General features: G+C 63.0%; 20 protein-coding genes. 5 read left to right on the top strand and 15 right to left on the bottom strand.

Features of this window, described 5'->3' with window-relative positions:
- The first annotated feature begins 194 nt into the window (after nucleotides 1-194).
- Nucleotides 195-599, top strand: a complete 405-nt coding sequence (msrB, locus tag AC0L2D_RS21300) for a peptide-methionine (R)-S-oxide reductase MsrB (protein WP_275954405.1) — start codon at nucleotides 195-197, stop codon at nucleotides 597-599.
- A 100-nt stretch (nucleotides 600-699) separates the two neighbouring features.
- Here the strand turns inward: msrB and AC0L2D_RS21295 are convergent, their stop codons facing one another.
- The 13 genes from AC0L2D_RS21295 to AC0L2D_RS21235 all read right to left on the bottom strand — a co-directional run bounded on the left by AC0L2D_RS21295 (nucleotide 700) and on the right by AC0L2D_RS21235 (nucleotide 15,975).
- The gene (locus AC0L2D_RS21295; RefSeq protein ID WP_024502896.1) at nucleotides 700-1,011 is read right to left on the bottom strand and encodes a hypothetical protein; all 312 of its coding nucleotides are present in this window, start codon (nucleotides 1,009-1,011) and stop codon (nucleotides 700-702) included.
- A 7-nt stretch (nucleotides 1,012-1,018) separates the two neighbouring features.
- Nucleotides 1,019-1,459: a hypothetical protein gene (locus AC0L2D_RS21290; protein WP_473542271.1), complete on the bottom strand. Its 441-nt coding sequence runs from the start codon at nucleotides 1,457-1,459 to the stop codon at nucleotides 1,019-1,021.
- Nucleotides 1,460-1,660: 201 nt separating this feature from the next.
- Nucleotides 1,661-1,921, bottom strand: a complete 261-nt coding sequence (locus AC0L2D_RS21285) for a DUF2312 domain-containing protein (protein ID WP_013529099.1) — start codon at nucleotides 1,919-1,921, stop codon at nucleotides 1,661-1,663.
- A gap of 159 nt (nucleotides 1,922-2,080) precedes the next feature.
- Nucleotides 2,081-5,539, bottom strand: a complete 3,459-nt coding sequence (gene pyc / locus AC0L2D_RS21280; RefSeq protein ID WP_473542269.1) for a pyruvate carboxylase — start codon at nucleotides 5,537-5,539, stop codon at nucleotides 2,081-2,083.
- Between the two features lie 291 nt (nucleotides 5,540-5,830).
- Entirely contained in the window at nucleotides 5,831-6,949 is a 1,119-nt protein-coding gene (locus AC0L2D_RS21275) for a branched-chain amino acid ABC transporter substrate-binding protein (protein ID WP_013529097.1), read from the bottom strand.
- A gap of 137 nt (nucleotides 6,950-7,086) precedes the next feature.
- On the bottom strand, nucleotides 7,087-7,434 hold the full coding sequence (locus AC0L2D_RS21270; protein WP_473542266.1) for a DUF6867 family protein: 348 nt from the start codon (nucleotides 7,432-7,434) through the stop codon (nucleotides 7,087-7,089).
- Nucleotides 7,435-7,545: 111 nt separating this feature from the next.
- A complete protein-coding gene (locus AC0L2D_RS21265; protein WP_013529095.1) occupies nucleotides 7,546-8,274 on the bottom strand; it encodes an ABC transporter ATP-binding protein in 729 nt (242 codons plus the stop codon).
- Nucleotides 8,274-9,830 (bottom strand): ATP-binding cassette domain-containing protein, encoded by a 1,557-nt coding sequence (locus AC0L2D_RS21260; RefSeq protein ID WP_013529094.1) that lies wholly within the window; start codon nucleotides 9,828-9,830, stop codon nucleotides 8,274-8,276. Before AC0L2D_RS21260 ends, AC0L2D_RS21265 begins: the two co-directional genes overlap by 1 nt.
- The gene (gene livM, locus AC0L2D_RS21255; RefSeq protein ID WP_013529093.1) at nucleotides 9,830-11,425 is read right to left on the bottom strand and encodes a high-affinity branched-chain amino acid ABC transporter permease LivM; all 1,596 of its coding nucleotides are present in this window, start codon (nucleotides 11,423-11,425) and stop codon (nucleotides 9,830-9,832) included. The genes AC0L2D_RS21260 and livM overlap by 1 nt, the downstream gene beginning before the upstream one ends.
- 4 nt (nucleotides 11,426-11,429) lie before the next feature.
- Nucleotides 11,430-12,332 carry a branched-chain amino acid ABC transporter permease gene (locus AC0L2D_RS21250; RefSeq protein ID WP_013529092.1) on the bottom strand — a complete coding sequence of 301 codons (903 nt, stop codon included), beginning with the start codon at nucleotides 12,330-12,332 and terminating at the stop codon, nucleotides 11,430-11,432.
- 334 nt (nucleotides 12,333-12,666) lie between these two features.
- Entirely contained in the window at nucleotides 12,667-13,668 is a 1,002-nt protein-coding gene (locus AC0L2D_RS21245; protein WP_473542263.1) for a 4-hydroxyproline epimerase, read from the bottom strand.
- Between the two features lie 32 nt (nucleotides 13,669-13,700).
- A complete protein-coding gene (locus tag AC0L2D_RS21240) occupies nucleotides 13,701-15,020 on the bottom strand; it encodes an NAD(P)/FAD-dependent oxidoreductase (RefSeq protein WP_024502893.1) in 1,320 nt (439 codons plus the stop codon).
- Between the two features lie 61 nt (nucleotides 15,021-15,081).
- The gene (locus tag AC0L2D_RS21235; RefSeq protein ID WP_024502892.1) at nucleotides 15,082-15,975 is read right to left on the bottom strand and encodes a dihydrodipicolinate synthase family protein; all 894 of its coding nucleotides are present in this window, start codon (nucleotides 15,973-15,975) and stop codon (nucleotides 15,082-15,084) included.
- Nucleotides 15,976-16,044: 69 nt separating this feature from the next.
- On the opposite strand from AC0L2D_RS21235, the gene AC0L2D_RS21230 reads away from it, so the two are divergent.
- Nucleotides 16,045-16,737: a GntR family transcriptional regulator gene (locus AC0L2D_RS21230; RefSeq protein ID WP_224618773.1), complete on the top strand. Its 693-nt coding sequence runs from the start codon at nucleotides 16,045-16,047 to the stop codon at nucleotides 16,735-16,737.
- 52 nt (nucleotides 16,738-16,789) lie between these two features.
- Here AC0L2D_RS21230 and AC0L2D_RS21225 read toward each other — a convergent pair whose 3' ends face one another.
- Nucleotides 16,790-17,089, bottom strand: coding sequence for a hypothetical protein (locus AC0L2D_RS21225; protein WP_473542260.1), 300 nt, complete (start codon nucleotides 17,087-17,089; stop codon nucleotides 16,790-16,792).
- Nucleotides 17,090-17,306: 217 nt separating this feature from the next.
- On the bottom strand, nucleotides 17,307-18,803 hold the full coding sequence (locus AC0L2D_RS21220; protein WP_013529086.1) for a CoA-acylating methylmalonate-semialdehyde dehydrogenase: 1,497 nt from the start codon (nucleotides 18,801-18,803) through the stop codon (nucleotides 17,307-17,309).
- 218 nt (nucleotides 18,804-19,021) lie between these two features.
- On the opposite strand from AC0L2D_RS21220, the gene AC0L2D_RS21215 reads away from it, so the two are divergent.
- From AC0L2D_RS21215 to AC0L2D_RS21205, 3 genes are all read left to right on the top strand, one after another.
- Nucleotides 19,022-19,903, top strand: a complete 882-nt coding sequence (locus tag AC0L2D_RS21215; RefSeq protein ID WP_013529085.1) for a LysR family transcriptional regulator — start codon at nucleotides 19,022-19,024, stop codon at nucleotides 19,901-19,903.
- A gap of 216 nt (nucleotides 19,904-20,119) precedes the next feature.
- Nucleotides 20,120-20,563, top strand: a complete 444-nt coding sequence (locus tag AC0L2D_RS21210) for a hypothetical protein (RefSeq protein WP_063170362.1) — start codon at nucleotides 20,120-20,122, stop codon at nucleotides 20,561-20,563.
- Nucleotides 20,560-22,716, top strand: a complete 2,157-nt coding sequence (locus AC0L2D_RS21205; RefSeq protein WP_473542258.1) for a phospholipase D-like domain-containing protein — start codon at nucleotides 20,560-20,562, stop codon at nucleotides 22,714-22,716. Before AC0L2D_RS21210 ends, AC0L2D_RS21205 begins: the two co-directional genes overlap by 4 nt.
- The last annotated feature ends 3 nt before the right edge of the window (nucleotides 22,717-22,719 follow it).

Below are 22,719 nucleotides of genomic sequence, written 5' to 3'. Positions count from 1 at the left end.
TCGCGATCGAAAATGCGGGCAAATCGCGTAACAAATGCCTATCTTGGTGCGAATATGAGGTTGCAATCCGCGCATGATCCCGAACCTCCGGTTCGGAAAGGATTATGCGCAAAACCAAAGTACTACAGCGTCCTTTGCGCGTCCGATGGGCGCGCGGCGCTGTGGTGGCGAGCCGGCAAGGCTGAGGAGATCACATGGACACCCACACCTACCCTGTAACCCGCACCGACGCCGAATGGCGCGCCCGGCTGACGCCGGAGCAGTATGCCGTCATGCGCGGCCACGGCACCGAGCGGCCGGGAAGTTGCGCTTTGCTCTACGAGAAGCGCGCCGGCACCTTTTCCTGCGTCGGCTGCGACCAGCCTTTGTTTGAATCCAAGCTGAAGTTCGAGAGCGGCACCGGCTGGCCGAGCTTCAACGACCCGGTGCAGGGTTCGGTCGAAAACACCGTCGACCGCAGCTACGGCATGGTTCGCACCGAATGCCATTGCGCCCGCTGCGGCAGCCATCTCGGCCATGTTTTCGAGGACGGCCCGCCGCCGACCGGCCTGCGCTATTGCATCAACGGCGTGGCGCTGAAATTCGAGCCGGCGGCCTGAACCGAAATTCGATTGAATGAATGAAAAGGGCGGCTGCGGCCGCCCTTTTCATTGCCCCCCGGCCGAACCCGGCGAACGCGGTGGGCGCCCGTGTCCGCTCTCAGACCACGACCGTCAGGATCAGCCATAATGTGGCGCCGAGCGTCATCAGTGAGGCCTTGGCGCCACCGGCCTTTTCCGTGGTTCGCCATACGGAAAAGGTCAGAAAGAGGTTGTAGGGCACCGGTGCGAAATGCACCGCCAGAACCAGCGCGAGCGGCAGCTTCAGTCCGAGCAGGACGATCGCGGCCACCAGAGATGCTACGTTGAGCGCCGTGCCGACAAGAACAAGGTCGCGCCAGAACAGCCGGTCGAGCGGCACCTGGCCTTGCCAGCGTGAGCGGAAAAAGGAGCCGATACCCTCTGGCAACACCGGATGTCTATCCCTGCCTCAGGACTTCGGTTACCGCGCGCTCGAAACGCGAACATTCGGTCACCAGCCAGTCGGCCATGGCTGGCCAGTTGTCCTCGGCATAGCAGTTCACCCGCCACATCGAATTGATGCCGAGATCCTCGCAACTCTGTTCCGGCCTGAGCTTCAGCCTGGCTTCGATATCAGGCTGGAACGGTTTCAACCGCGACAACGCTTGCGTGGCGCCGAACTTCTCGTTGCGGCCGAAGAAGACGCCGACCTGGCTCTGCGCCGGCGCGACATACATGGAAAGGACCAAGGCGAAATCGGGCAGCCCGCGCTGCCAGAACCAGGGTCCGCGCCTCGCCATCAGAGCCCTTTCTTCCGGATGCCGCTCGGCGAACAGCGTCCAGAAGCCGCGCTGGCGGAATTCAGAGGCGCGGCGGGCGCCGAAGTCGAATTCGCTCATGGCTCGATGCTCGCTCCGGCATCATGCTCGGCCGGAGACTGTTTCGAAATTCGCTCCGGCGAGTCATATGGTGGTGGTTTCGAGAACCGGAGCGGAGCGTACTTAAAGTACGTGAGCTCAGTTCTACTGCATTGCAGTAGAACTAGGGAAGCGCAGAAAACGCCACCAGATGGCCGCCGGAGTAGAATTTCCAGACGGTCTCTACACCATGCCGAGTGCGGCCTTATACAGATCGAGGATGGTTTCCTCTTCCTGACGCTCGGCCTGGTCCTTCTTGCGCAGCCGGATGATCGTGCGCATCGCCTTGGTGTCGAAGCCTGTGCCCTTGGCCTCGGCGAACACTTCCTTGATGTCGTCGGAAATGGTCTTCTTCTCTTCCTCGAGCCGCTCTATGCGCTCGATGAAGGCACGCAGCTGGCCGGCGGCAACAGTCTGGCTGGTATCGGTGATATCGTCGGCCATATTTTTCTCCACATCGTTTCTGCGCCGCGACTCGGGATGCATGCAGCGGCGAATTGAGCGGGCTCGATGCCCGACCGGCGGCGGCGGGTCAAGCTGTTATCGATGATCGAACTGACGCTGCCGCCACGATGCGGACAGCGATCCCCAGGAAGGTATCAATTAGCTGAAAGCGATCAGCAGATCCTTGGCATCGATCTGGTCGCCTGCCTTGACCAGCACCTCGGCGACCGTGCCGTCGCGCTCGGCATGCAGCGCCGTCTCCATCTTCATCGCTTCGATGGAAAGCAGCACGTCACCGGCCTTCACAGCCTGGCCGGCAGCCACCGAAAGCGCAGAAACGACGCCCGGCATCGGTGCGCCGATATGCGCCTCGTTGCCGGGTTCGGCCTTGCGGCGGGCCTTGGCGGCGGACGCGCCATGCGCCCGGTCGGGCACCTTGACACGGCGCGGCTGGCCGTTGAGCTCGAAGAACACGGTGACCATGCCCTTCTCGTCGACATCGCCGATGGCAAGGCACCGCACCACCAGCGTCTTGCCCTTCTCGATGTCGACGAAAATCTCGTCTTCCGGCTTCATGCCGTAGAAATAGGTCGGCGTCGGCAGCACGCTGACCGGCCCATAGGTTTCCTGTGCGCCGGCGAAATCCGTAAACACCTTCGGATACATCAGCCACGAGGCGAATTCGAACTCCGACAGCTTGCGCTCGAGCTTCTCCTCGATTTCCTTGCGGTTGACCTTGAGGTCGGCTGGCTTGAGCAGCGAGCCAGGCCGCACCGTGATCGGCTTGTCGCCCTTGAGCGCCTTCCTCTGCAGCGCCGCCGGCCACCCGCCTGGCGACTGGCCGAGATCGCCGCGCAGCATCGAGACGACCGAGTCCGGGAAGGCGATATCCCTGTCGGGGTTTTCGACATCGGCAACGGTCAGGTCCTGGCTGACCATCATCAATGCCATGTCGCCGACAACCTTGGACGACGGCGTCACCTTGACGATGTCGCCGAACATCAGATTGACGTCGTGATAGGTCTGCGCCACCTCGTGCCAGCGCGTCTCCAATCCGAGCGAGCGAGCCTGTTCCTTCAGATTGGTGAACTGCCCGCCCGGCATCTCGTGCAGATAGACTTCCGAGGCCGGCCCCTTGAGGTCGCTTTCGAATGCGGCGTACTGGTTGCGCACCGCTTCCCAGTAGAACGAGATCTTCCTGATCCATTGCGGGTCGAGACCGGGGTCGCGTTCGGTGCCCTTCAGCGCCTCGACGAGTGAGCCAAGGCATGGCTGCGAGGTGTTGCCGGAGAAGGCATCCATCGCCGCGTCTATGGCGTCGACGCCGCTTTCCACCGCCGCCAGCACCGTCGCCGCCGACAGGCCCGACGTGTCGTGGGTGTGGAAATGGATCGGCAGGTCGGTCGCCTCGCGCAGCGCCTTGAACAGCACGCGTGCTGCGGAAGGCTTCAGCAGGCCGGCCATGTCCTTGACGGCGATGATGTGGGCGCCGGCCGCCTGCAATTCCCTGGCTAGGCCGACATAGTATTTGAGGTCGTATTTCGCCCGCGCCGGATCGAGGATATCGCCGGTGTAGCAGATCGCCGCTTCGATCAGCTTGCCCTCGGCGCCGACCGCATCCATGGCGACGCGCATGTTGTCGACCCAGTTCAGGCAATCGAAGACCCGGAACAGGTCGATGCCACCGCTTGCTGCCTGCTTGACGAAATGCTGCACGACATTGTCGGGATAGTTGGTGTAGCCGACGCCATTGGCACCGCGCAGCAGCATCTGCAACAGCAGATTGGGCGCCGCCTCGCGCACCAGCGACAGCCGCTCCCACGGATCCTCGGTGAGGAAGCGCATCGCGACGTCGAAGGTGGCGCCACCCCAGCATTCCAGCGATAGAAGCTGCGGCAAGGCACGCGCATAGGTACCGGCGATGCCGGCAATGTCATGCGTGCGCATGCGCGTCGCCAGCAGCGATTGATGGCCATCACGCATCGTCGTGTCGGTGACCAGAACCTCCTTCTGATCGCGCATCCAGGCGGCGAACTTCTGCGGGCCCAGCACATCCAGCTTCTGCTTGCTGCCGCCGGGCACATTGCCGTTGAGGTAAGGCACCACGGGTGCCGCGGCGTCGGCCTTCGGCTGCGGCCGGCCGCGCGTCTCAGGATGGCCGTTGACGCTGACGTCGGCGAGATAGTTGATGAGCTTGGTGGCGCGGTCCTGGCGCTTGACCTGCTGGAACAGTTCCGGCGTCGTGTCGATGAACTTGGTCGTGTAGGAATTGTCGGCGAAGCTCGGATGGTTGATGATCGCTTCGAGGAAGGTCAAATTGGTGGCGACGCCGCGGATGCGGAACTCGCGCAGCGCCCGATTCATGCGGGCGATCGTCTCGGCCGGCGTCGGCGCCCACGCCGTCACCTTCTCCAGCAGCGGATCGTAGAAGCGGGTGATGACCGCGCCCGAATAGGCGGTGCCGCCGTCGAGGCGGATACCGAAGCCTGTTGCGCCGCGATAGGCGGTGATGCGGCCGTAATCGGGAATGAAATTGTGCTCGGGATCTTCCGTGGTGATACGGCACTGCAGCGCGTGGCCGTTCAGCCTTATGTCCTTCTGCGCCGGCACGCCTGATTCCGGTGTGCCGATGGCAAAGCCGTCGAGGATATGGATCTGCGCCTTGACGATATCGATGCCGGTCACCTGCTCGGTGACGGTGTGCTCGACCTGGATGCGCGGGTTGACCTCGATGAAATAGAATTTGCCGGTGTCGGCATCCTGCAGGAACTCGACCGTGCCGGCGCCGATATAGCTGGTCTCGCGGGCGATCTTGAGCGCATGGCCGCAAAGCTCCTCGCGCTGCGACATTTCGAGATAGGGCGCCGGCGCCCGCTCGACGACCTTCTGGTTGCGGCGCTGGATCGAACAGTCGCGCTCGAACAGGTGCACGGCATTGCCATGGGTATCGCCCAGCACCTGCACCTCGACATGACGGGCGCGTTCGATCAGCTTTTCGAGATAGACCTCGTCCTTGCCGAAGGCGGCTTTCGCCTCGCGCTTGCCTTCGGTGACTTCGCGGGCAAGGTCGGCTTCGGCGCGGATGGCCCGCATGCCGCGGCCGCCGCCGCCCCATGATGCCTTCAGCATCACCGGATAGCCGATTTCCTTGGCCAGTGTCTTGACCGTCTCCATGTCATCCGGCAACGGATCGGTGGCGGGGATCACCGGCACGCCGACCTCGATGGCGAGATTGCGCGCCGCGACCTTGTTGCCGAGCCGCCGCATTGTGTCCGGCCTCGGCCCGATGAAGGTAATGCCGGCTTCGGCACAGGCGTCGGCGAATTCGGGGCTTTCCGACAACAATCCGTAGCCGGGATGGATAGCATCGGCACCCGACAGCCTGGCGACGCGGATCACCTCCTCGATCGACAGATAGCTTTCGATCGGCCCCATGTCCCTGGTCAGATGCGGCCCGCGTCCGACCTGGTAGCTCTCGTCGGCCTTGAAGCGATGCAGGGAGTATTTGTCTTCCTCCGCCCAGATCGCCACGGTTTTGAGCCCGAGTTCGTTGGCCGCGCGGAAGACGCGAATGGCGATTTCGGACCGGTTGGCGACGAGGATCTTCGTGATGGCCAAGGACTGGGCTCCAGCGACGGAAGGAAGAGAAATCGGCGCAATGATTAGCGTGAAAATGCTGCAGTGCAAACGAAATTGACGCGCATTTAAACCGATTGAAATGGAATCGTTGCGCCAAGGACCCTCCCCATTCCTCCGAACAGCCAAAAAAGAGCCGGCTTTCCGGTTAATGCACGATCATTGCCCGGCTAAGCATCGGCTCCACCGGCCGCCCCTGAACATGACGATGGCAAAAGAAAATGCCCGGCGCGAGGCGCCGGGCATCCGTAAATGGTCTGGAGACTGACGAGCTTACATCTTCTGGACGTAGGTGTACTTGCCGTCGTCGCCCTTCTTCCATTCGTACATGACGTAGCCGGGCAGCGTCGGGTCGCCCTTGGCGTCATAGGACAGGTCGCCGAGAACGGTCTTGAAGGGGCCGTTTTCATGCAGCGCCTTGGCAACTGCCTGCGGGTCGTTCGACTTGGCAGCGGTCGCTGCTTCCGCGATCGCCTGCACGGCGGCGTAGGAGTAGAGCGTGTAGGCTTCCGGCTCGAAACCCTGCGCGCGGAACTTCTCGACGAGTTCCTTGTTGGCGGGGATCAGGCGCGGATCCGGGCCGAACGTGTTGAGCGTGCCCGCAACTGCGTCGCCAGCGATCGAAGCCAGTTCGTTCGACACGATGCCATCGCCGGAAACCAGCGTCGCCTTGAGGCCCTGGTCGGCCGCCTGACGGATGATCAGGCCGGCTTCGGTGTGCAGGCCGCCCCAATAGATGATGGAAACGCCGGCTTCCTTCATCTTAGCGATCAGCGCCGAGAAGTCCTTGTCGCCGACATTGATGCCTTCATACATGACTTCCGTCACGCCCTTGGCGTTCATCGCCTTCTTGGTTTCGTCGGCAAGGCCCTGACCGTAGGTGGTCTTGTCGTGAACGACAGCGATCTTGGCGTCCTTGAAGTTGGCGGCGAGATACGCGCCGGCAATGCTGCCCTGCTGGTCGTCGCGTCCGCAGGTGCGGAACACGTTCCACAGACCGCGCTCGGTGAATTGCGGGTTGGTCGCGGCCGGCGTCACTTCGACGATGCCGTTTTCCGCATAGACTTCAGATGCCGGGATAGAGACGCCGGAGTTGAAGTGGCCGACCACGAACTTGACGCCGTCGCCGACGAACTTGTTGGCGACCGAGATACCCTGCTTCGGATCGGAGACGTCGTCGCCGACTTCGAGCTTGATCTGCTCGCCGTTGATGCCGCCCTTGGCATTGATGTCGGCGACAGCAGCTTCCGCCCCCTTCTGCAGCTGCGCGCCGAAGGCGGCGTTCGGACCGGTGATCGGGCCCGCGACGCCCATCATTACGTCAGCCCACGCGCTGCCGCCGAACGCGACAAGCGCGGTCAGGGCGACGGCGGACAAAAGTGACTTTTTCATTTAAACGCTCCCATTAACGGAGTGGGCGTGGATGAAGCTTTCATGCGATGCCCACCCTTATCGCAGAAAGCATAGTTTGCCGATTTTCAGGCACTTGTCACGCCGATTCAATTTCGAGACGGCGTTAATGATGAACGTCAACCTTTCGGTTTCCAGCTCAAGAGTGAAGCTCTTTCGTAGAGCCAATTATACTGTGTCACCATCTGGTTGGTGCGCGTGTATTGATAGCCGACGAAGCCGAGGATCATCAGCACGACGGTGTCGACGACATAATAATGCAGCGAGAACATGGTGCCGCCGAACAGCGCGTGATGGATGAAGCGGATCGCGATGCCGAGGCCCAGCACATAGGCGAACAGCTGGATGAAGCTGCGCCACGTCTGGGCACTGGCCTTGCCCGTCATCCACGCCGCCCAGCCGCCGAGCAGACAGGTGACGAAGAAGAACTGCCAGATCGAGGGTTCCTCGTAAAGAATGCCCTGCATGGTGAAGTCTCCCTAGCATGATCCCGAAAAGTTGCGGACTTTCCGGACAAAGATCATGCGACAAACAAACAATCTGGAGCGGAATAGCGGTGCACGCATTCCGCTTCGAACTCAGTGGTGTCCGCCCTCGAGATAGGCGGCGCGCACTTCCGGATTGGCGAGCAGTTCCTTGCCGGTGCCGCTCATCGTCACATTGCCGTTAACCATGACGTAGCCGCGCGTGGCGAGCTTGAGCGCGCCGAAGGCGTTCTGCTCGACCAGGAACACGGTCAGCCCCTGGGTGCGGTTCAGTTCGCGGATGGCGTCGAAGATCTGCTTGACGATCAGCGGCGCGAGACCCAGCGACGGCTCGTCGAGCAAAAGCAGCTTCGGCCGTGCCATCAGCGCGCGTCCGATCGACAGCATCTGCTGCTCACCGCCCGACAGCGTGCCACCGCGCTGGGTGATGCGCTCCTTCAAACGCGGGAACAGCGTGAACACCTTCTCGACGTCCTCGTCATAGTGCTTGAGGTTGTCGAGGCTGGCGCCCATCTGCAGGTTTTCCATCACCGTCATGCGCGGAAAGATCCGCCGGCCCTCGGGCGATTGGGCAATGCGCATGCGCGCGATCTCGTGCGTCGGCATCTGGGTTATGTCGGTGCCGGCAAAGGTGATAGTCCCGGCGCGAGCCCGCGGCGCACCGAAAATAGTCATCATCAGCGTCGACTTGCCGGCGCCATTGGCACCGATCAGCGCCACGATCTCACCCTGCTTGACGGTGACATCGACGCCGTTCAGCGCCCGGATGTTGCCGTAATAGGTCTGCACGCCCTTGATATCGAGCAGCGTTGTCGCGGCCATCACTTGCCCCCTCCACGCTTGCCCGCCACGGGCTTGGCAGCGGTCTTGCTCGCGGTCTTTCCGGAGGCTGCCTTTGCAGTCTTTGCGGAAGCATGGCTCGTCGCCACCTTGCCCGCATCCACGCGGCGCGAAAATTCCGTGTCCCTGCCCTGGCCGAGCAGCCTGGCCTGTTTGACCCATTCCTCGCGCGCGATACGTCCGTCAAAAGCAAGATAGGCTTCGGCGGCCTCGACGTCGGCCTTTTTCCAGGCGCCGATCTGGTCGAAGTGGAAGATGCCGTGATCGTTGAGCTTCTTCTCGTTGACCGTACCGATGCCCTTTATGCGGGTCAAATTGTCGGCCTTGCCGCCGCGAGGCGCAGCCAGCCGGTTGGAGATCTCTCCAGTCTTCGCCGCAGGCTTGGCGGATGCGGTCGACTTCGCCGCCGTGCCGGTTGCCGCCTTCGACGTCGCTTTCGGAGCAGGCTTTGCCTTCGCCGGCGGCACGGCTGCCTGCGAGGCTGCCTTGTTTGCCGCGGCGAGCGACCTGGCGTCGACCTGACCGGCCTTTGACGCTCCCTTGGCCACCGTAACCCGCTCGCCCGAACTATGGCCGACCGTGTCGGTCACCGGCCCGGCGAGATAGGACGACGATGTTCCCGGACCGTGCGCGGCATCCGGCCCCGTATCGAGCTGTTCGATGACATCTTCGTCGCCGACTTCGGTAAGGACCGCTTCGACTTCCTCGTCGTCGACGCCGAGATAGGCGGCGATGACGCGCGGATCGGTGCGCACCGACTGCGGACTGCCGTCGGAGATCTTGCGGCCATACTCCAGCACCACGACATGGTCGGAGATCTGCATGACCACCGACATGTCGTGCTCGATCAACAGGATCGAGGCGCCGGATGTGTTCTTGATGTCGATCAGCAGCTCGTTGAGCGCCGCCGATTCCTTCGGATTGAGGCCGGCCGCCGGCTCGTCGAGGCACAGAAGCTCGGGTCCCGTGCACATGGCGCGAGCGATCTCGAGACGGCGCTGCGCGCCATAGGGCAGGTCGCCGGCCGGGTCGTCGGCACGGTCGACAAGATCGGCCTTTTCCAGCCAATGCTTGGCGAGCTCCACCGATTCGGCCGAGGCCTTGCGATAGCCGCTGAAGCCGAACAGGCCAAGCACCGTGTAGCCCGATGCCTTCATCAGTTTGTTGTGCTGGGCGACTAGCAGGTTCTCCAGCAGGGTCATGCCGGAGAACAGGCGGATGTTCTGGAAGGTGCGCGCCACCTTGGCGCGCGCCGGGATTTCATGGTTGGGCAGCCGCTCGAGCAGGAAGGTCGAACCATCGTTCCGGTTGAGCGTGATCATGCCTTCCGAGGGCTTGTAGAAGCCGGTGATGCAATTGAACACCGTGGTCTTGCCGGCGCCGTTGGGGCCGATCAGCGCGGTGATCTCGCCGCGCTTGGCGGCGAAAGACAGATCCCCGATGGCCACCAGGCCACCGAACTTCATCGACAGATGATCGACCTGAAGGATAGCGTCGTTCATGCCCGAAGCGGCTTTCTGAACAGGGTTCGCATTCATCAGCCGTGTCCTTCCTTGGTGAAGGAGCTTGAGACGGCCTTTCGCTCCTTCAGGAAGGCGGTTGGTTCACGACTGCCGACGAAGCCGCGCGGCTTCCACAGCATGACGATGACCATGGCCATGCCGAACAGCAGCATGCGGTAGAGTTCCGGTGTGAAGTCCGGTCCGAAGACCTGCTTGAGGAAGTCGAGTTCGCGCAACGCCTCGGTGCCGCCGATCATCACCATTGCGGCGACCGCTATGCCGACCAGCGAGCCCATGCCACCGAGAACCACGATGGCCAGGATGATGGCCGATTCCAGGAAGACGAAGGATTCCGGGCTGACGAAGCCCTGCCGTGCGGCGAAGAATGCGCCGGCGAAGCCGCCGAACATCGCACCCGTGGCAAAGGCCGTAAGCTTCGTGGTGGTGGTGTTGATGCCGAGCGAGCGGCAGGCGATCTCGTCCTCGCGCAACGCTTCCCAGGCACGGCCGACCGGCATGCGCCGCAGCCGGATGGTGACGAAGGCTGTCAGCAGCGCCAGCGCCAGGATCAGGTAATAGAGGAAGATCTTGTAGTAGGCGCTCGATGTCGCCAGATGCAGCACCTTGGCGACGTAATTGGGGTCCGACACGTTGAAGGTCATCAGGCCGAAGAAGGTGACTTTCGGGATGCCGGAAATACCGGCTGAACCGTTGGTGACCTCCCGCCAGTTGATCAGCACCAGGCGGATGATCTCACCGAAAGCCAAGGTGACGATCGCCAGGTAATCGCCGCGCAGGCGCAGCACCGGGAAACCGAGCAGCACGCCCCAGAAGGCGGCCATGGCGCCGGCGGCCGGCAAAAGGATCCAGAACGACAGGCCGTACTGCGTGCCGAGCAGCGCATAGGCATAGGCGCCGACCGCGTAGAAGGCGACATAACCGAGGTCGAGCAGGCCGGCGAGGCCAACGACAATGTTCAGGCCCCAGGCCAGCATCACATAGATCAGGATCTGGATGCCGAAATTGTCGACCCATTTCAGCGAGCCTTGCAGTCCGCCGACGAACGACCAGGACATCAGCGACAGGATCGCCACCACCAGGATCGGATAGAGGATCAGCGCGGCAATGCCGAGTTTGGTGAAGTTGGCATGAATGAAGCCGCGGAAATAATAGATCACGCAGGCCAGCACATAGATGACCGACAAGGCGCGCAGGAACTGCAGATAGCCCGCCGGCTCCGCTCCCACCCATCCGACGAGAGAGCTGTTGACCGCAAACAACACCACCGCCGCGACCAAGGCCACGATGAAGGCCGGCAACTGGAAGAAGCGTGACGCCACGCTGGCCGGCAGCAGGCCGGTGGCGACGTCGGTGATCTTCTGGTTGGCCAGGAAGGGCTGTCCATAGGCGACATAGAGGAAGCGCCCGACAGCCGTGGCGATAACCACGGCGGCAAGCAGGCCCCAGCGTGTCGTCAGGACCAGTTCATTGGAAATGTTCTGGCCGGTCTTCAGGCCGATGAACAGCACGAACAGGCCAAACGATATGGCAGCGGCATAGAGCGCCTCGCGCAATGCGCGCTGCATGGGGGTGGCGACGGTGTCGCGCTCCGGAGATACGGTGACGGCCATAGTCTCAGACCTTTTCGACTTCTGGCCGGCCCAATATGCCGGAAGGCAGGAAGATCAGCACGATGGCCAGGATCGAGAACGCCGCGACATCCTTGTAGTCGATCGAGAAATAGGCCGACCACATGCTCTCGATGAAGCCGATCATCAACCCGCCGACCACCGCGCCCGGCAGCGAACCGATGCCGCCCAGCACCGCCGCCGTGAAGGCTTTCACGCCCGGCGTGAAACCATCCGAGAAGGCAATGACGCCGTAATACATCAGGAACAAAGTGCCGGCGACCGCGGCAAGGGCCGCACCCATGATGAAGGTGATCGAGATGGTACGGTCGACATCGATGCCGAGCAGCGCCGCCATCTTGCGGTCCTGCTCACAGGCCCGTTGCGCTCGTCCAAGCGAGGTCTTGTTGACCAGATACCAGAACAGCGCCAGCAGCAGCGCCGTGACGACGACGATGATGATCTGCTTCAGCGACACGCTGATGCCGTTGATGTTGTAAACCTGGCTGACCATCGGCGGGATCGGCTTGTTGCGGGGACCCTGCGTCACCTGGACGAAGTTCGACAGCGCGATCGACATGCCGATGGCAGTGATCAGCGGGGCCAGTCGGAACGAACCGCGCAGCGGCCGGTAGGCCACCTTTTCGATCGTCCAGTTGTAGAGGCTGGTGAGCAGCATCGCCACGATCATCATGATCAGCAGCGCCAGCACAACCGGCACGGAATAGAACAGCGCGCCAAGGGCGAGGAAGACGATCAGTGCCGTGAAGGCACCCACCATGAAGATGTCGCCATGGGCGAAATTGATCATACCGATGATGCCGTAGACCATCGTGTAGCCGATCGCGATCAGCCCATAGATCGATCCCAGCGTCAGCCCGTTGATAAGCTGCTGGACAAAGTACTGCATGTGTACATGGCTCCCCTGGAATGTCGCCCATGCAGACGCATTCCTTTTCGTATTTCCCCTAGTCGTAAAGTTTCGAGCCCGGATTGCAACGTCATTTTTCAATCGTCATGCGTGTTTTCGAAGCACGCCGTCCGATTGCCCGTTTTCCATCATCCGACCCCTGGACTATCGCGGACCCTACCATTGGCATAACGCAATGTCTTTGACGATTCGACCGCATCATGCGCTCCGTTTCGAAGAAATCGCCGTCAAAATTAGGTGATGAAAGGAATCCTTGCGTTTTTGGCACGATCCATTTTTCAGGTCGTTGCTTTCCGCAAGGGCAGGATTCCCATCACTTGACAACAAACCCGTGCGCGAACGGGTCGCGGTCGTCGATGAAGATGGTGTTCAGTCCGGTCATGCGCGCCCAGCCGCCGATCGAGGGAATGATGGCCGGCTTGCCGGCCACGCTGACATCCTTTTCGACCTTGCCCTTGAACAGCGAACCGATGATCGATTCATGCACGAAGCTGTCTCCGGCCTTGAGTTTGCCCTTGGCATGAAGCTGCGCCATGCGCGCCGAGGTGCCGGTGCCGCAGGGCGAGCGGTCGATCGCCTTGTCGCCGTAGAACACGGCATTGCGGGCATCCGCCCCATCCACCGTCGGCGCACCGGTCCACAGCATGTGCGACAGCCGGTTGATGCCTGGATTTTCCGGATGCACGAAGGAATATTTCTCGTTGAGCCGCTGCCGCACCACCGGGCTCCAGGCGATGAAGTCGCCCGCCGAATGATCGGCCATGTCGCGATAGTTCTCCTGCGGTTCGACGATGGCGTAGAAGTTGCCGCCATAGGCGACGTCGACGGTGATTTCACCGAGCCCGGGGCATTCGACCGTCAGCCCCTCGGCATGGAGGAAGGATGGCACATTGGTGATGCGAACCTCCTCGACATAGTCGCCGACCTGCTTGTATTCGGCGACGACCAGCCCGGCCGGCGTGTCGAGCCTGAGCACGCCCGGCGTCTTTGGTTTGATCAGTCCGTGCTCGATGGCCATCGTCACCGTACCGATCGTGCCATGGCCGCACATCGGCAGGCAGCCGGAGGTTTCGATGAACAGGATGGCGATGTCGCAATCCTCGCGCGTCGGCGGATAGAGAATCGAACCGGACATCACGTCGTGGCCGCGCGGCTCGAACATCAACCCGGTGCGGATCCAGTCATATTCGGCCAGAAAATGCGCACGCCGCTCCATCATCGTCGCGCCATGCAACAGCGGGCCGCCGCCGGCGACCAGCCGCACAGGATTGCCGCAGGTGTGGCCGTCTATGCAGAAGAAGGATTTCTTGGCCATGACGCTCCTCGAAAATCAAAAACCCGAAAAAATCAAAATCGTTGCGGACTGAAGGGGGCCAGATCGATCGGCGGAGTCTGCCCCAGGACAAGATCCCTGATCAACCGTCCGGTGGCCGCCGCCTGGGTCAGGCCGAGATGGCCATGGCCGAAGGCATAGACCACCGACCGCTTTCCCGGCGCGCCGCCGATGACGGGCACTGAATCCGGCAGCGAGGGGCGGAACCCCATCCATTCGCGCCCACCCGAGGGATCGAGCCCCGGCAGGAATTTCTGTGCCTTCTGCAGCAGCGCCTTCGACCTGGCATAATTGGGCGGCCGCTCGATGCCGCCGAGTTCGACGGCGCCGCCGACGCGCAGGCCCGTTTCGAGCGGCGTGACGACGAAACCATGGCCGGAGAAGATCAGCATCCGCTTCACGTCGAAGGCACTCGTGGGCAAGGTGGTGTTGTAGCCGCGCTCGGTCTCCAGCGGAATGCGATCGCCGAGTTGCTTAGCCAGCAGGTGCGACCAGGCGCCGGCGGCGACGACGAGGTGCCGGGCCTGTCTGGTCGTGCCGTCTGCCAACGTCAGCGTCGCTCCATCCTGATCCGCCGCGACTTGGCTGATCCGGACCAGCTCAAAGCGAGCGCCCTTGGCCTGCGCATAGGTCCACACCGCTTTGCCCAGCAGTTTCGGGTCGGCGACCGTCTTCCATCCCGGCACGAACGTGCCTTTGATGAAGCGCGGCGACAGGCCCGGCTGCAAGGCGGCCAGTTCCTCGCCCTCGACGTGGCGGAAACCGATGCCGAAACGCTTACGCGCCGCCCAGCCGGGCAGCCCGGCCTGAAATTCGGCTTCGCTTTCGTAAAGCTCGAGCGAGCCATCCTCGCGCAGCATCGACCGCGTGCCGGAGCGATCGAGCAAGCCCATCCACTCCGCCTCGGCAAGCTTCATCATGCCTGCTTGAGCGGCAAGGCTCGCCTCGTATTTCCCCGGCGCACCGGCGCGCCAGAAGCGGATCAGCCAGGGCAGAAGCGTCGGCAGGTAGGCGGGCGGGATGCTGAGCGGGCCGAGCGGATCGGCCAGCCATTTCGGCAGCTGCCGCATCATGCCCTTGTGCGCCAGCGGCAGCACGTCGGAGAAGGCGAAGGCGGCGGCATTGCCCGAGCTCGTCTCCTCGCAAATGCCTGTGCGATCGAAGACGGTGACCCTGCGTCCCGCCTCAGCGAGAGAAGCAGCGGCACAGATACCGATGATGCCGCCACCGACGATGGCTATGTCCAACCCTTCTCCCCGTTCACGGGGCGAAGGCGCCCGAAGGGCGGATGAGGGGCTGCGCCCCGCTTCTGTCGACCTGGAATTTCCTTGCACGTGGGCGCTGCCCCTTATCTGGCTGCCACCATCTTCTCCCTGCGAACAAGAAGAAGAAGCCTCAGAACTGCGGCAGTGTCGGTCGCACCGCGAGCGCATCCTTGACGATCTTCTCGACGGACTTGCGGCGATCGCCAGACAGCGGCTGTCGCGGCATACGAACGCGGTCATTTGTGTTGATCGCGAACACTTCGGCAAGCTTGATGTTTTGGACCAGATAGGTCGAGACGTCGAGATCGAGCAGCGGCCGGAACCAGCGGTAGATGCCGAGCGCCTCTTCGCGGCGACCCTGCTTCATCAGCTGGTAGATGGCGACCGTCTCGCGCGGGAACGCGGTGACCAGTCCGGCCACCCAACCGATGGCGCCGACCGACAGCGCCTCGAAGGCCAGATTGTCGACGCCGGTGAACAGGTCGTAGCGAGTGCCCAGGCGATTGATGATCTCGGTCGAACGACGGATGTCGTCGGAGGATTCCTTGATCGCGACAAAGCGCTCGTCCGACGCCAGCTCCTCCATCTGGTCGACGCTGACGTCGACGCGGTAGGCAAGCCGGTTGGAGTAGATCATGACCGGCAGGTCGCCAGCCTGCGCGACCGCGCGCAGCGCCGCGACCGTCTCTTCCGCATTGGTGTGGTAGATCGGGCTCGGCACGACCATCAGGCCGTTGGCGCCTTCCCGGCTCGCGCGCTTGGCGATGCTGGCGGCCTCGCGTGTGCCGGCCTCGTTGACCGTCAGCAGCACCGGCTTCTTGCCGGCGACCTTTTGTGCGGTCTTCAGCACCTCGATCTTCTCATCGGGCGACAGCATCGGCCCCTCGCCGAGCGATCCGCAAACGATGATGCCGTCGCAGCCAGCTTCCATCTGCAGGTTGAAGCAGCGCTCCATCTCGGCATGATCGAGGCGATCATCCGCGGTGAATTTGGTCGTGACGGCAGGAAAAACTCCGGTCCACATGATCGTCTCTCCATCTGATATATCACTGGTATATCTATTAACAAACCCGCTGTCAATGCGGAATCCGTTATGATATATTCAAGATATATCAGGAGAGCGCATTTGATATCCACGGCAGCAAGCACCTCGGCGGAGCCGGCCGCGACTAGGGCCTACCATGTGCTCGAGCACATGATCGTCACGCTCGAACTGGCCCCGGCAAGCTTCGTCACCGAGGGCGCCCTGATCGACAGGCTCGGGCTCGGCAGGACACCGGTGCGCGAGGCGATCCAGCGGCTGGCCTGGGAAGGGCTGCTCGACATCAGGCCGCGCGCCGGCATCGCCATCGCCCCGCTGCATCCCGGCGACTGGCTGCGCGTGCTCGACGCGCGTCGCGGCGTCGAGGTGGTGCTGGCCCGCTCGGCCGCCCGCTTCGTCACCCGCGAGGCCGCCGACCTGTTTCACGAAGCAGCGCTTGCCATGCAGAAAGCGGTGATCTCTGGCAACGTGCTTGCCTTCATTCAGGCCGACAAGGCACTTGACGAAGCGTTGGCGCTGGCTGCCGACAATCCCTTCGCCGTCCGTTTGGCCGCCCCGTTGCAGACCCACAGCCGCCGCTTCTGGTTCCGCTACAAGGCCGAGACCGGTCTTGCCGAATCCGCCGAGCACCATGTCGCGCTGATCCGCTCGATCCTTGCCGGCGACGAGGAGGCCGCGGCCAAGGATGCCAAACGCCTGATGGCGCTGCTGCGCGGCCACGCCGAAACGGCGGCGACGCGCTGAACGTCTTTTAATCCGATGCGCTTTCGCCGCCGGTGCTTCCTCGAAACTCGGATCAGGTCCCTGGCAAGGCAGCCGCCGCCATCAACGAACCGTCCCAGCCTTCGCCCGCCGTGATGACGCAGCTCTGACCATGGGTGTCGGTGGCAAGGATCGTCCAGGTGCCCTGGTCGGAGACGAATATCTCAAGAATGACGCTCGGGTTGACCAGGCCGTGCGCAGCCTCGCTTTCGTGGAATTTTTCCCCGAGCGCTTTGATCATATCCGCACGGGCTGCGCATTGCTCCGCCATCGCCGGGACGGCGGCAAACGCGGAAACCGCCGCGAAAAATAGCGTTGCCACAAGACGGGTCATCTGACACCTCCTTGCGCCAGACGATGTCCCCGAAGCTGTCGCCAGCGCCGTTGCTTGATCTGCCGTACCTCCTTGCGGCAGGACTGCAAACCAAGACGGCAGATGCCCACTTGGTTCCATCACATTAGCGTTCACGCAGATAGGGTCGTCACCGGACTGCAAAAAAGCCCGGGCGCGAGCGCCCGGGCCTCAAATTCAAAATCAATCTGTTGTCCGGTCAGTTCATCGTCGGGATGACGAATTCGGCACCGTCCTTGATCCCGGACGGCCAGCGGGAGGTCACCGTCTTGGTCTTGGTGTAGAAACGGAACGCGTCCGGGCCGTGCTGGTTGAGGTCGCCGAAGGAAGACGCCTTCCAACCGCCGAAGGTGTAGTAGGCGATCGGCACCGGGATCGGCACATTGATGCCGACCATGCCGACCTGGACACGGCTTGCGAAATCGCGCGCGGCATCGCCGTCACGAGTGAAGATGGCGACGCCATTGCCCATCTCGTGGTCGTTGGCGAGCTTGATCGCGCTCTCATAGGTCGGCGCGCGCACAACCGACAGCACCGGCCCAAAGATCTCTTCCTTGTAGATGCGCATGTCCGCGGTGACGTTGTCGAACAGGCAGCCGCCCATATAGTAGCCGTCTTCATAGCCCTGCATGGAGAAGCCGCGGCCGTCGACCACCAGCTTGGCGCCTTCCTTGACGCCGGTGTCGACATAGCCCTTGACCCGCTCCAGGGCTTGGCGCGTCACCAGCGGGCCGAAATCGGCGGACGAGTCGGTCGAAGGACCGACCTTCAGGCTTTCGACGCGCGGGATCAGCTTTTCCATCAGCCGGTTGGCGGTGTCGTTGCCGACCGGGACGGCAACCGAGATCGCCATGCAGCGTTCGCCGGCCGAGCCGTAGCCGGCGCCGATCAGCGCGTCGACCGTCTGGTCCATGTCGGCATCGGGCATGATGATCATGTGGTTCTTGGCGCCGCCGAAGCACTGCACGCGCTTGCCGGCGGCCGTGCCGCGCGAATAGATGTAGTGGGCGATCGGCGTCGAGCCGACAAAGCCGATGGCCTTGATGTCGGGATCGTCGAGGATGGCGTCGACCACGTCCTTGTCGCCGTTGACGACATTGAGGATGCCCGCCGGCAGGCCAGCTTCGAGGAACAGTTCGGCGATGCGCATCGGCACGCCCGGATCGCGCTCCGAAGGCTTCAGGATGAAGGCGTTGCCGCAAGCAATCGCCGGCGCGATCTTCCACAGCGGGATCATGGCCGGGAAGTTGAACGGCGTGATGCCGGCGACGACGCCGAGCGGCTGGCGCATCGAATAGACGTCGATGCCGGGGCCGGCGCCGTCGGTGAACTCACCCTTCATCATGTGCGGCGCGCCGATGCAGACTTCGACCACTTCGAGGCCGCGCTGGATGTCGCCCTTGGCGTCGGCGATCGTCTTGCCGTGCTCGCGCGCCAGGATGTCGGCCAGTTCGTCATAGTCGCGGGCGACCAGTTCGAGAAACTTCATCAGCACGCGCACGCGACGCTGCGGGTTGGTTGCGGCCCATTTCGGCTGCGCAGCCTTGGCGTTCTCCACCGCAGCGCGCAGTTCCGCCTGTGATGCCAGCGCCACCGTGCCGCGCACGGAGCCATCCATCGGCTGCATGACATCCTGCTTGCGGCCGCTGGTCCCGGCGACATGCTTGCCGCCGATGAAATGACCATAGTCGATCATGATTTCTCTCCCTTGTTTGTGATGCTGCATTGTCCGCCTTTGGCCGGCGGATGGCAACGCGACGGAGAACGCAACCGTTGTGCGGAAAGTAGATAGCGGTTGACGGACGAGCATCAATTCTCGCAAATGCGGAGACCCCGTCTGATAGCAGCAGGGATTGAGAGATTGAGTTCCCACCACAGGACGCGGCGTCAGCGATTGTCATCTGGACCATCCCCATGAACTGGGATGACGTCCGCATCTTCCTTGCCGTGGCGCGTGCCGGCCAGATCCTTGGCGCCGCCAAACGGCTGGAGCTCAACCACGCCACCGTCTCACGCCGCATCGCCGCACTCGAGGATGCGCTGCGGACAAAGCTGTTTCGCCGGCTGACCACCGGCAGCGAGCTGACTCCCGCCGGCGAGCGCTTCCTCGACATTGCCGAGCGCATGGAGGGCGACATGATCGCCGCGCGCTCGACCATATCAGGCGAAGGCGACGATGTTTCCGGCACGGTGCGCATCGGCGCCCCGGACGGTTTTGGCGTTGCCTTCCTGGCCAAGCGCCTTGGCGCGCTGACCGCCCTGCACCGCGAGCTGACGATCCAGCTGGTGCCGGTGCCGCGCTCCTTCTCCCTGTCGCGCCGCGAGGCGGACATCGCCATCACTGTCGAGCGGCCGACCGAAGGCCGGCTGGTGGCGGGAAAGCTGGTCGACTATTCGCTCGGCCTGTTTGCCTCGCGCGCTTATGTCGATGCCAATGGTCTGCCCAAAACAGCGGCCGAACTCGGCCAGCACACCCTTATCGGCTATGTGCCGGATCTCATTGTCAGCCCTTCGCTCGACTACGCGGCCGAATTCAGCGCGGACTGGCGCACCAGTTTCGCCATCTCCTCGGCGCTCGGCCAGGCCGAAGCAGTGCGCTCAGGCGCCGGCATCGGCATCCTGCACACCTTCGTCGCCCGCTCGATGCCGGAACTCGTGCCGGTCGATGTCGTGGCACCCATCCGCCGCGCCTACTGGCTGGTCTATCACGAATCGGTCAGGCCGCTGCGCCGCGTCCAGATCGTCGCCAGCTTCATCACCAAGATGGTGGAGCGGGAGCGGAACCTGTTCGTCTGAGGCATGTCGCCCAAAAGTGATCTCGGTTTTGGGCGAACGACATGCATAAACTAAGACGCTAAAGCGCATCGCATGAAGCCGATCAAACGCGATACGCTTTGGCCGCGCCGCCTTTTCCTTGCCACAAAACCGGCCAGTGTGGCATCAGGCGTGCGGTCGCCGGCCACGGGCAGGTCGCCGGGTGGGGAACCTTTCAGAAAGCTGGCGCGGATAGACATGCGAGCCGTTCTTGCCATCCTGCCGCTGCTTTTCGTTTCCGCTTGCGCCAATCCGTGGACGAAGGTTCCGGAGGCCGAACTGCCCAAACCGATCCGCTACGCCATGGCGCGGCCTTCGCCTTTCGTCTTCGGCAATTATTGCGGCCCCGGCACCCGCACCGGCGATCTGTCGGCCCGGCCGGTCGACCGCCTCGACGCGGCCTGCCAGACGCATGACGCCTGTTACATCGCCCGCCACAACCATTGCGACTGCGACGGCGCCCTGGTCGCCTCGGCGAAAGCGATCCGCGACGACAACGCAACGCCGCGCAAGATGCGCGGCGAGGCCGAACTGCTGATCGCCACCTTCGCCATTCCCGTCTGCAAGGTCTTCCCCCAGGGCTTCATGCCGCCGCGCGATCCGGCGCAATTGAGCGCCCTGAAGACCGGAGCGGCCGGGTGAAGGGTCGCGCATTCATCGCCGTCGTTCTGTTCGGGCTGGCTGTCCTTGCCGGCTGTGCCGGTACTGGTCGCAATGCCTGCGATCTCCTGCAAGGCCAGAGCGCTTGCGCGCGACCCGCGCTCTCCGCGGAGACAGCTGGGCCGCGGATCGCCGCCGCGCAGTTTTTCGGCGACGCCGGCACCAGCGACTACGAAAAACGCTTCCTGGCGCTGCTCGCCCGCCATCAGCTTGGCGCCATGGACCGCGTCAACGGCACCGGCCCTTTCGGCCACGACCGCCATGAGATCGCCAACAGCGATTTCCAGGCGACCTACCGGACGCTGCAAAAACTGGCCGGGCCGGTTGCCGAAACGCATCTGCCGCCGGCCGACGCCAACAGCGGCGAGGGTCATTTTGACGGACGCTGGCGGGTGTCGCGACAGACGCTCTACATCGATGCAGCGGCGCGGCCTTCGGCGCCCAAGACCTTCGATTTCTCCGGCCTGCAAGCGCGCGGCGTCGAGATCGTGCTGCGCCAGGCCGGCAAGCAACCGGCCGACATCGAGGGCACATGCGACGGCACGCTGGCGATCCGTGCCGGCGGCGCTTCACGCACCATCGCCACGGGCACGGCATTTCGCTTTCGCCTGTCCGGCGAGGACGATACGGTCAGCCTGTTTCCAAGTGACGGCCTGAACCGCTGCGCGGCAAGAATCCGCTCCAGCCTTGCTCCGGCCGGCGCGCCGCTCACCATCCGGCGCGAAGAGACCGCCGATCCGGCGCTTGCCGCTTTCGACAGTCGCTACGAGCGTTGCCCGACGCCAGACCCGACCGGCCTCGATCCTCTCAGCCGCGCCTTCTATGCCAGCCGTTGGCTGTCGCAGACCTGTGCCTTGCCGATCGGAAAGCCGCGCCTGCTGCGCAAATCGCGCGATGGCTTCAACGCCAAGGTCGAGGCGCTGATGGGAGCGCCGCTGTCCGACAGCGCCATCGACAAGGGCGACCCGGAGCTGCCGCTCGACTTCTCCAGGGCCCCAAAACTGAAGCTGATCTATCTGTCATCCCTGGAGTTCAAGGCCGACTTCTCCGGCCGCATCATCGAACGGCTGATCCGTCATCATGCAGCCCTCGGCACCAAGGTGCGTATCCTGGTCACCGACGTGCTGGAGCGCGACAAGGACGACGCCATGCTGCATCGGTTGGCGGCCGAATTCCCCAATGTCGGGCTGCAGGAATATCGCTGGCGGGCGGACCGGGGCGCGCCGATCGACGAGCAGATTTCACAATTGCACAAGGTCCATCACGTCAAGATGCTGGCGACGCTTGCCGACGATCCACGGCGGTCGCGCGCCATCGTCGGCGGCCGCAACATCCATGACGGCTTCCTGTTCCACCAGCCGATCGATCTGTCGCGGTATCCAGACCTTGAGCAATACGGCAAGACCGACGGGTTCTCGCTGAACTACTATTCGAACTGGAGCGACTTCGACATCGAGTTCGCCGATCCGGCCACGGTCGAGACCCTTGCCGCGCATCTTTCGACAGTGTGGCTGCGCGACGCCGACACCAATCTGGCGCGCCCCTTCTCCATTCCGGCCCGGTCCGCCGGCGGCCGCCCCTCAGGCACGGCGCGGCACTTCATTTCGGTGCCTTACGAGGATGGCCATGCGCTGGAGGATTATTTCGTCGAGCTGGTCGACGCCGCCCAGCACCATATCCAGATCGTCAACCCCTATCTCAACCTGACGCCCAAGCTTGCCCAGGCTGTTGACCGGGCGCTCGCGCGCGGCGTCAGGATCGACATTGCCGGCCGCATCGATCTCAAGGGCGATATCGGCGGCAAGTTCCTCACCGCGCTCAACAAGCTGTTCGTCGAGAAATATGGCGACCGCATCAACATCCGCGAATTCAAGGCGCCTGACGTGGTGCTGCATTCCAAGATCATGATGATCGACGAAAGGCTGGTCGCCATCTCGTCGGTCAATCTCAACAACCGCAGCTTCTTCCACGACAGTGAGAACGGCATGATGATGCTCGATCCGGCCTTCTACACCAGGATGAAGCCGATCTATGACGACTATGTCGCCCACTCCAATCCGGTCGCCACCAATGTGACGATCCCGTGGGCGTATCGGCTGCTGTTCGACGAGGACTGGGTCCGGCAGGCGTTCTGACTC

The organism is Mesorhizobium sp. WSM4833 (assembly GCF_055811095.1).
The sequence above is the reverse complement of the archived record's forward strand: the minus strand, read 5'-3'. Positions and strand labels throughout refer to the sequence as shown.

Bases quoted from the DNA above. Each gene is read 5' to 3' on its own strand.
- AC0L2D_RS21245 (WP_473542263.1), bottom strand. From the start codon at position 13,668: ATGGCCAAGAAATCCTTCTTCTGCATAGACGGCCACACCTGCGGCAAT.
- AC0L2D_RS21270 (WP_473542266.1), bottom strand. From the start codon at position 7,434: ATGCAGGGCATTCTTTACGAGGAACCCTCGATCTGGCAGTTCTTCTTC.
- AC0L2D_RS21275 (WP_013529097.1), bottom strand. From the start codon at position 6,949: ATGAAAAAGTCACTTTTGTCCGCCGTCGCCCTGACCGCGCTTGTCGCG.
- AC0L2D_RS21235 (WP_024502892.1), bottom strand. From the start codon at position 15,975: ATGTGGACCGGAGTTTTTCCTGCCGTCACGACCAAATTCACCGCGGAT.
- AC0L2D_RS21230 (WP_224618773.1), top strand. From the start codon at position 16,045: ATGATATATTCAAGATATATCAGGAGAGCGCATTTGATATCCACGGCA.
- AC0L2D_RS21250 (WP_013529092.1), bottom strand. From the start codon at position 12,332: ATGCAGTACTTTGTCCAGCAGCTTATCAACGGGCTGACGCTGGGATCG.
- livM (WP_013529093.1), bottom strand. From the start codon at position 11,425: ATGGCCGTCACCGTATCTCCGGAGCGCGACACCGTCGCCACCCCCATG.
- AC0L2D_RS21260 (WP_013529094.1), bottom strand. From the start codon at position 9,830: ATGAATGCGAACCCTGTTCAGAAAGCCGCTTCGGGCATGAACGACGCT.
- AC0L2D_RS21215 (WP_013529085.1), top strand. From the start codon at position 19,022: ATGAACTGGGATGACGTCCGCATCTTCCTTGCCGTGGCGCGTGCCGGC.
- AC0L2D_RS21225 (WP_473542260.1), bottom strand. From the start codon at position 17,089: ATGACCCGTCTTGTGGCAACGCTATTTTTCGCGGCGGTTTCCGCGTTT.
- AC0L2D_RS21265 (WP_013529095.1), bottom strand. From the start codon at position 8,274: ATGGCCGCGACAACGCTGCTCGATATCAAGGGCGTGCAGACCTATTAC.
- AC0L2D_RS21210 (WP_063170362.1), top strand. From the start codon at position 20,120: ATGCGAGCCGTTCTTGCCATCCTGCCGCTGCTTTTCGTTTCCGCTTGC.
- AC0L2D_RS21290 (WP_473542271.1), bottom strand. From the start codon at position 1,459: ATGAGCGAATTCGACTTCGGCGCCCGCCGCGCCTCTGAATTCCGCCAG.
- AC0L2D_RS21220 (WP_013529086.1), bottom strand. From the start codon at position 18,803: ATGATCGACTATGGTCATTTCATCGGCGGCAAGCATGTCGCCGGGACC.
- msrB (WP_275954405.1), top strand. From the start codon at position 195: ATGGACACCCACACCTACCCTGTAACCCGCACCGACGCCGAATGGCGC.
- AC0L2D_RS21285 (WP_013529099.1), bottom strand. From the start codon at position 1,921: ATGGCCGACGATATCACCGATACCAGCCAGACTGTTGCCGCCGGCCAG.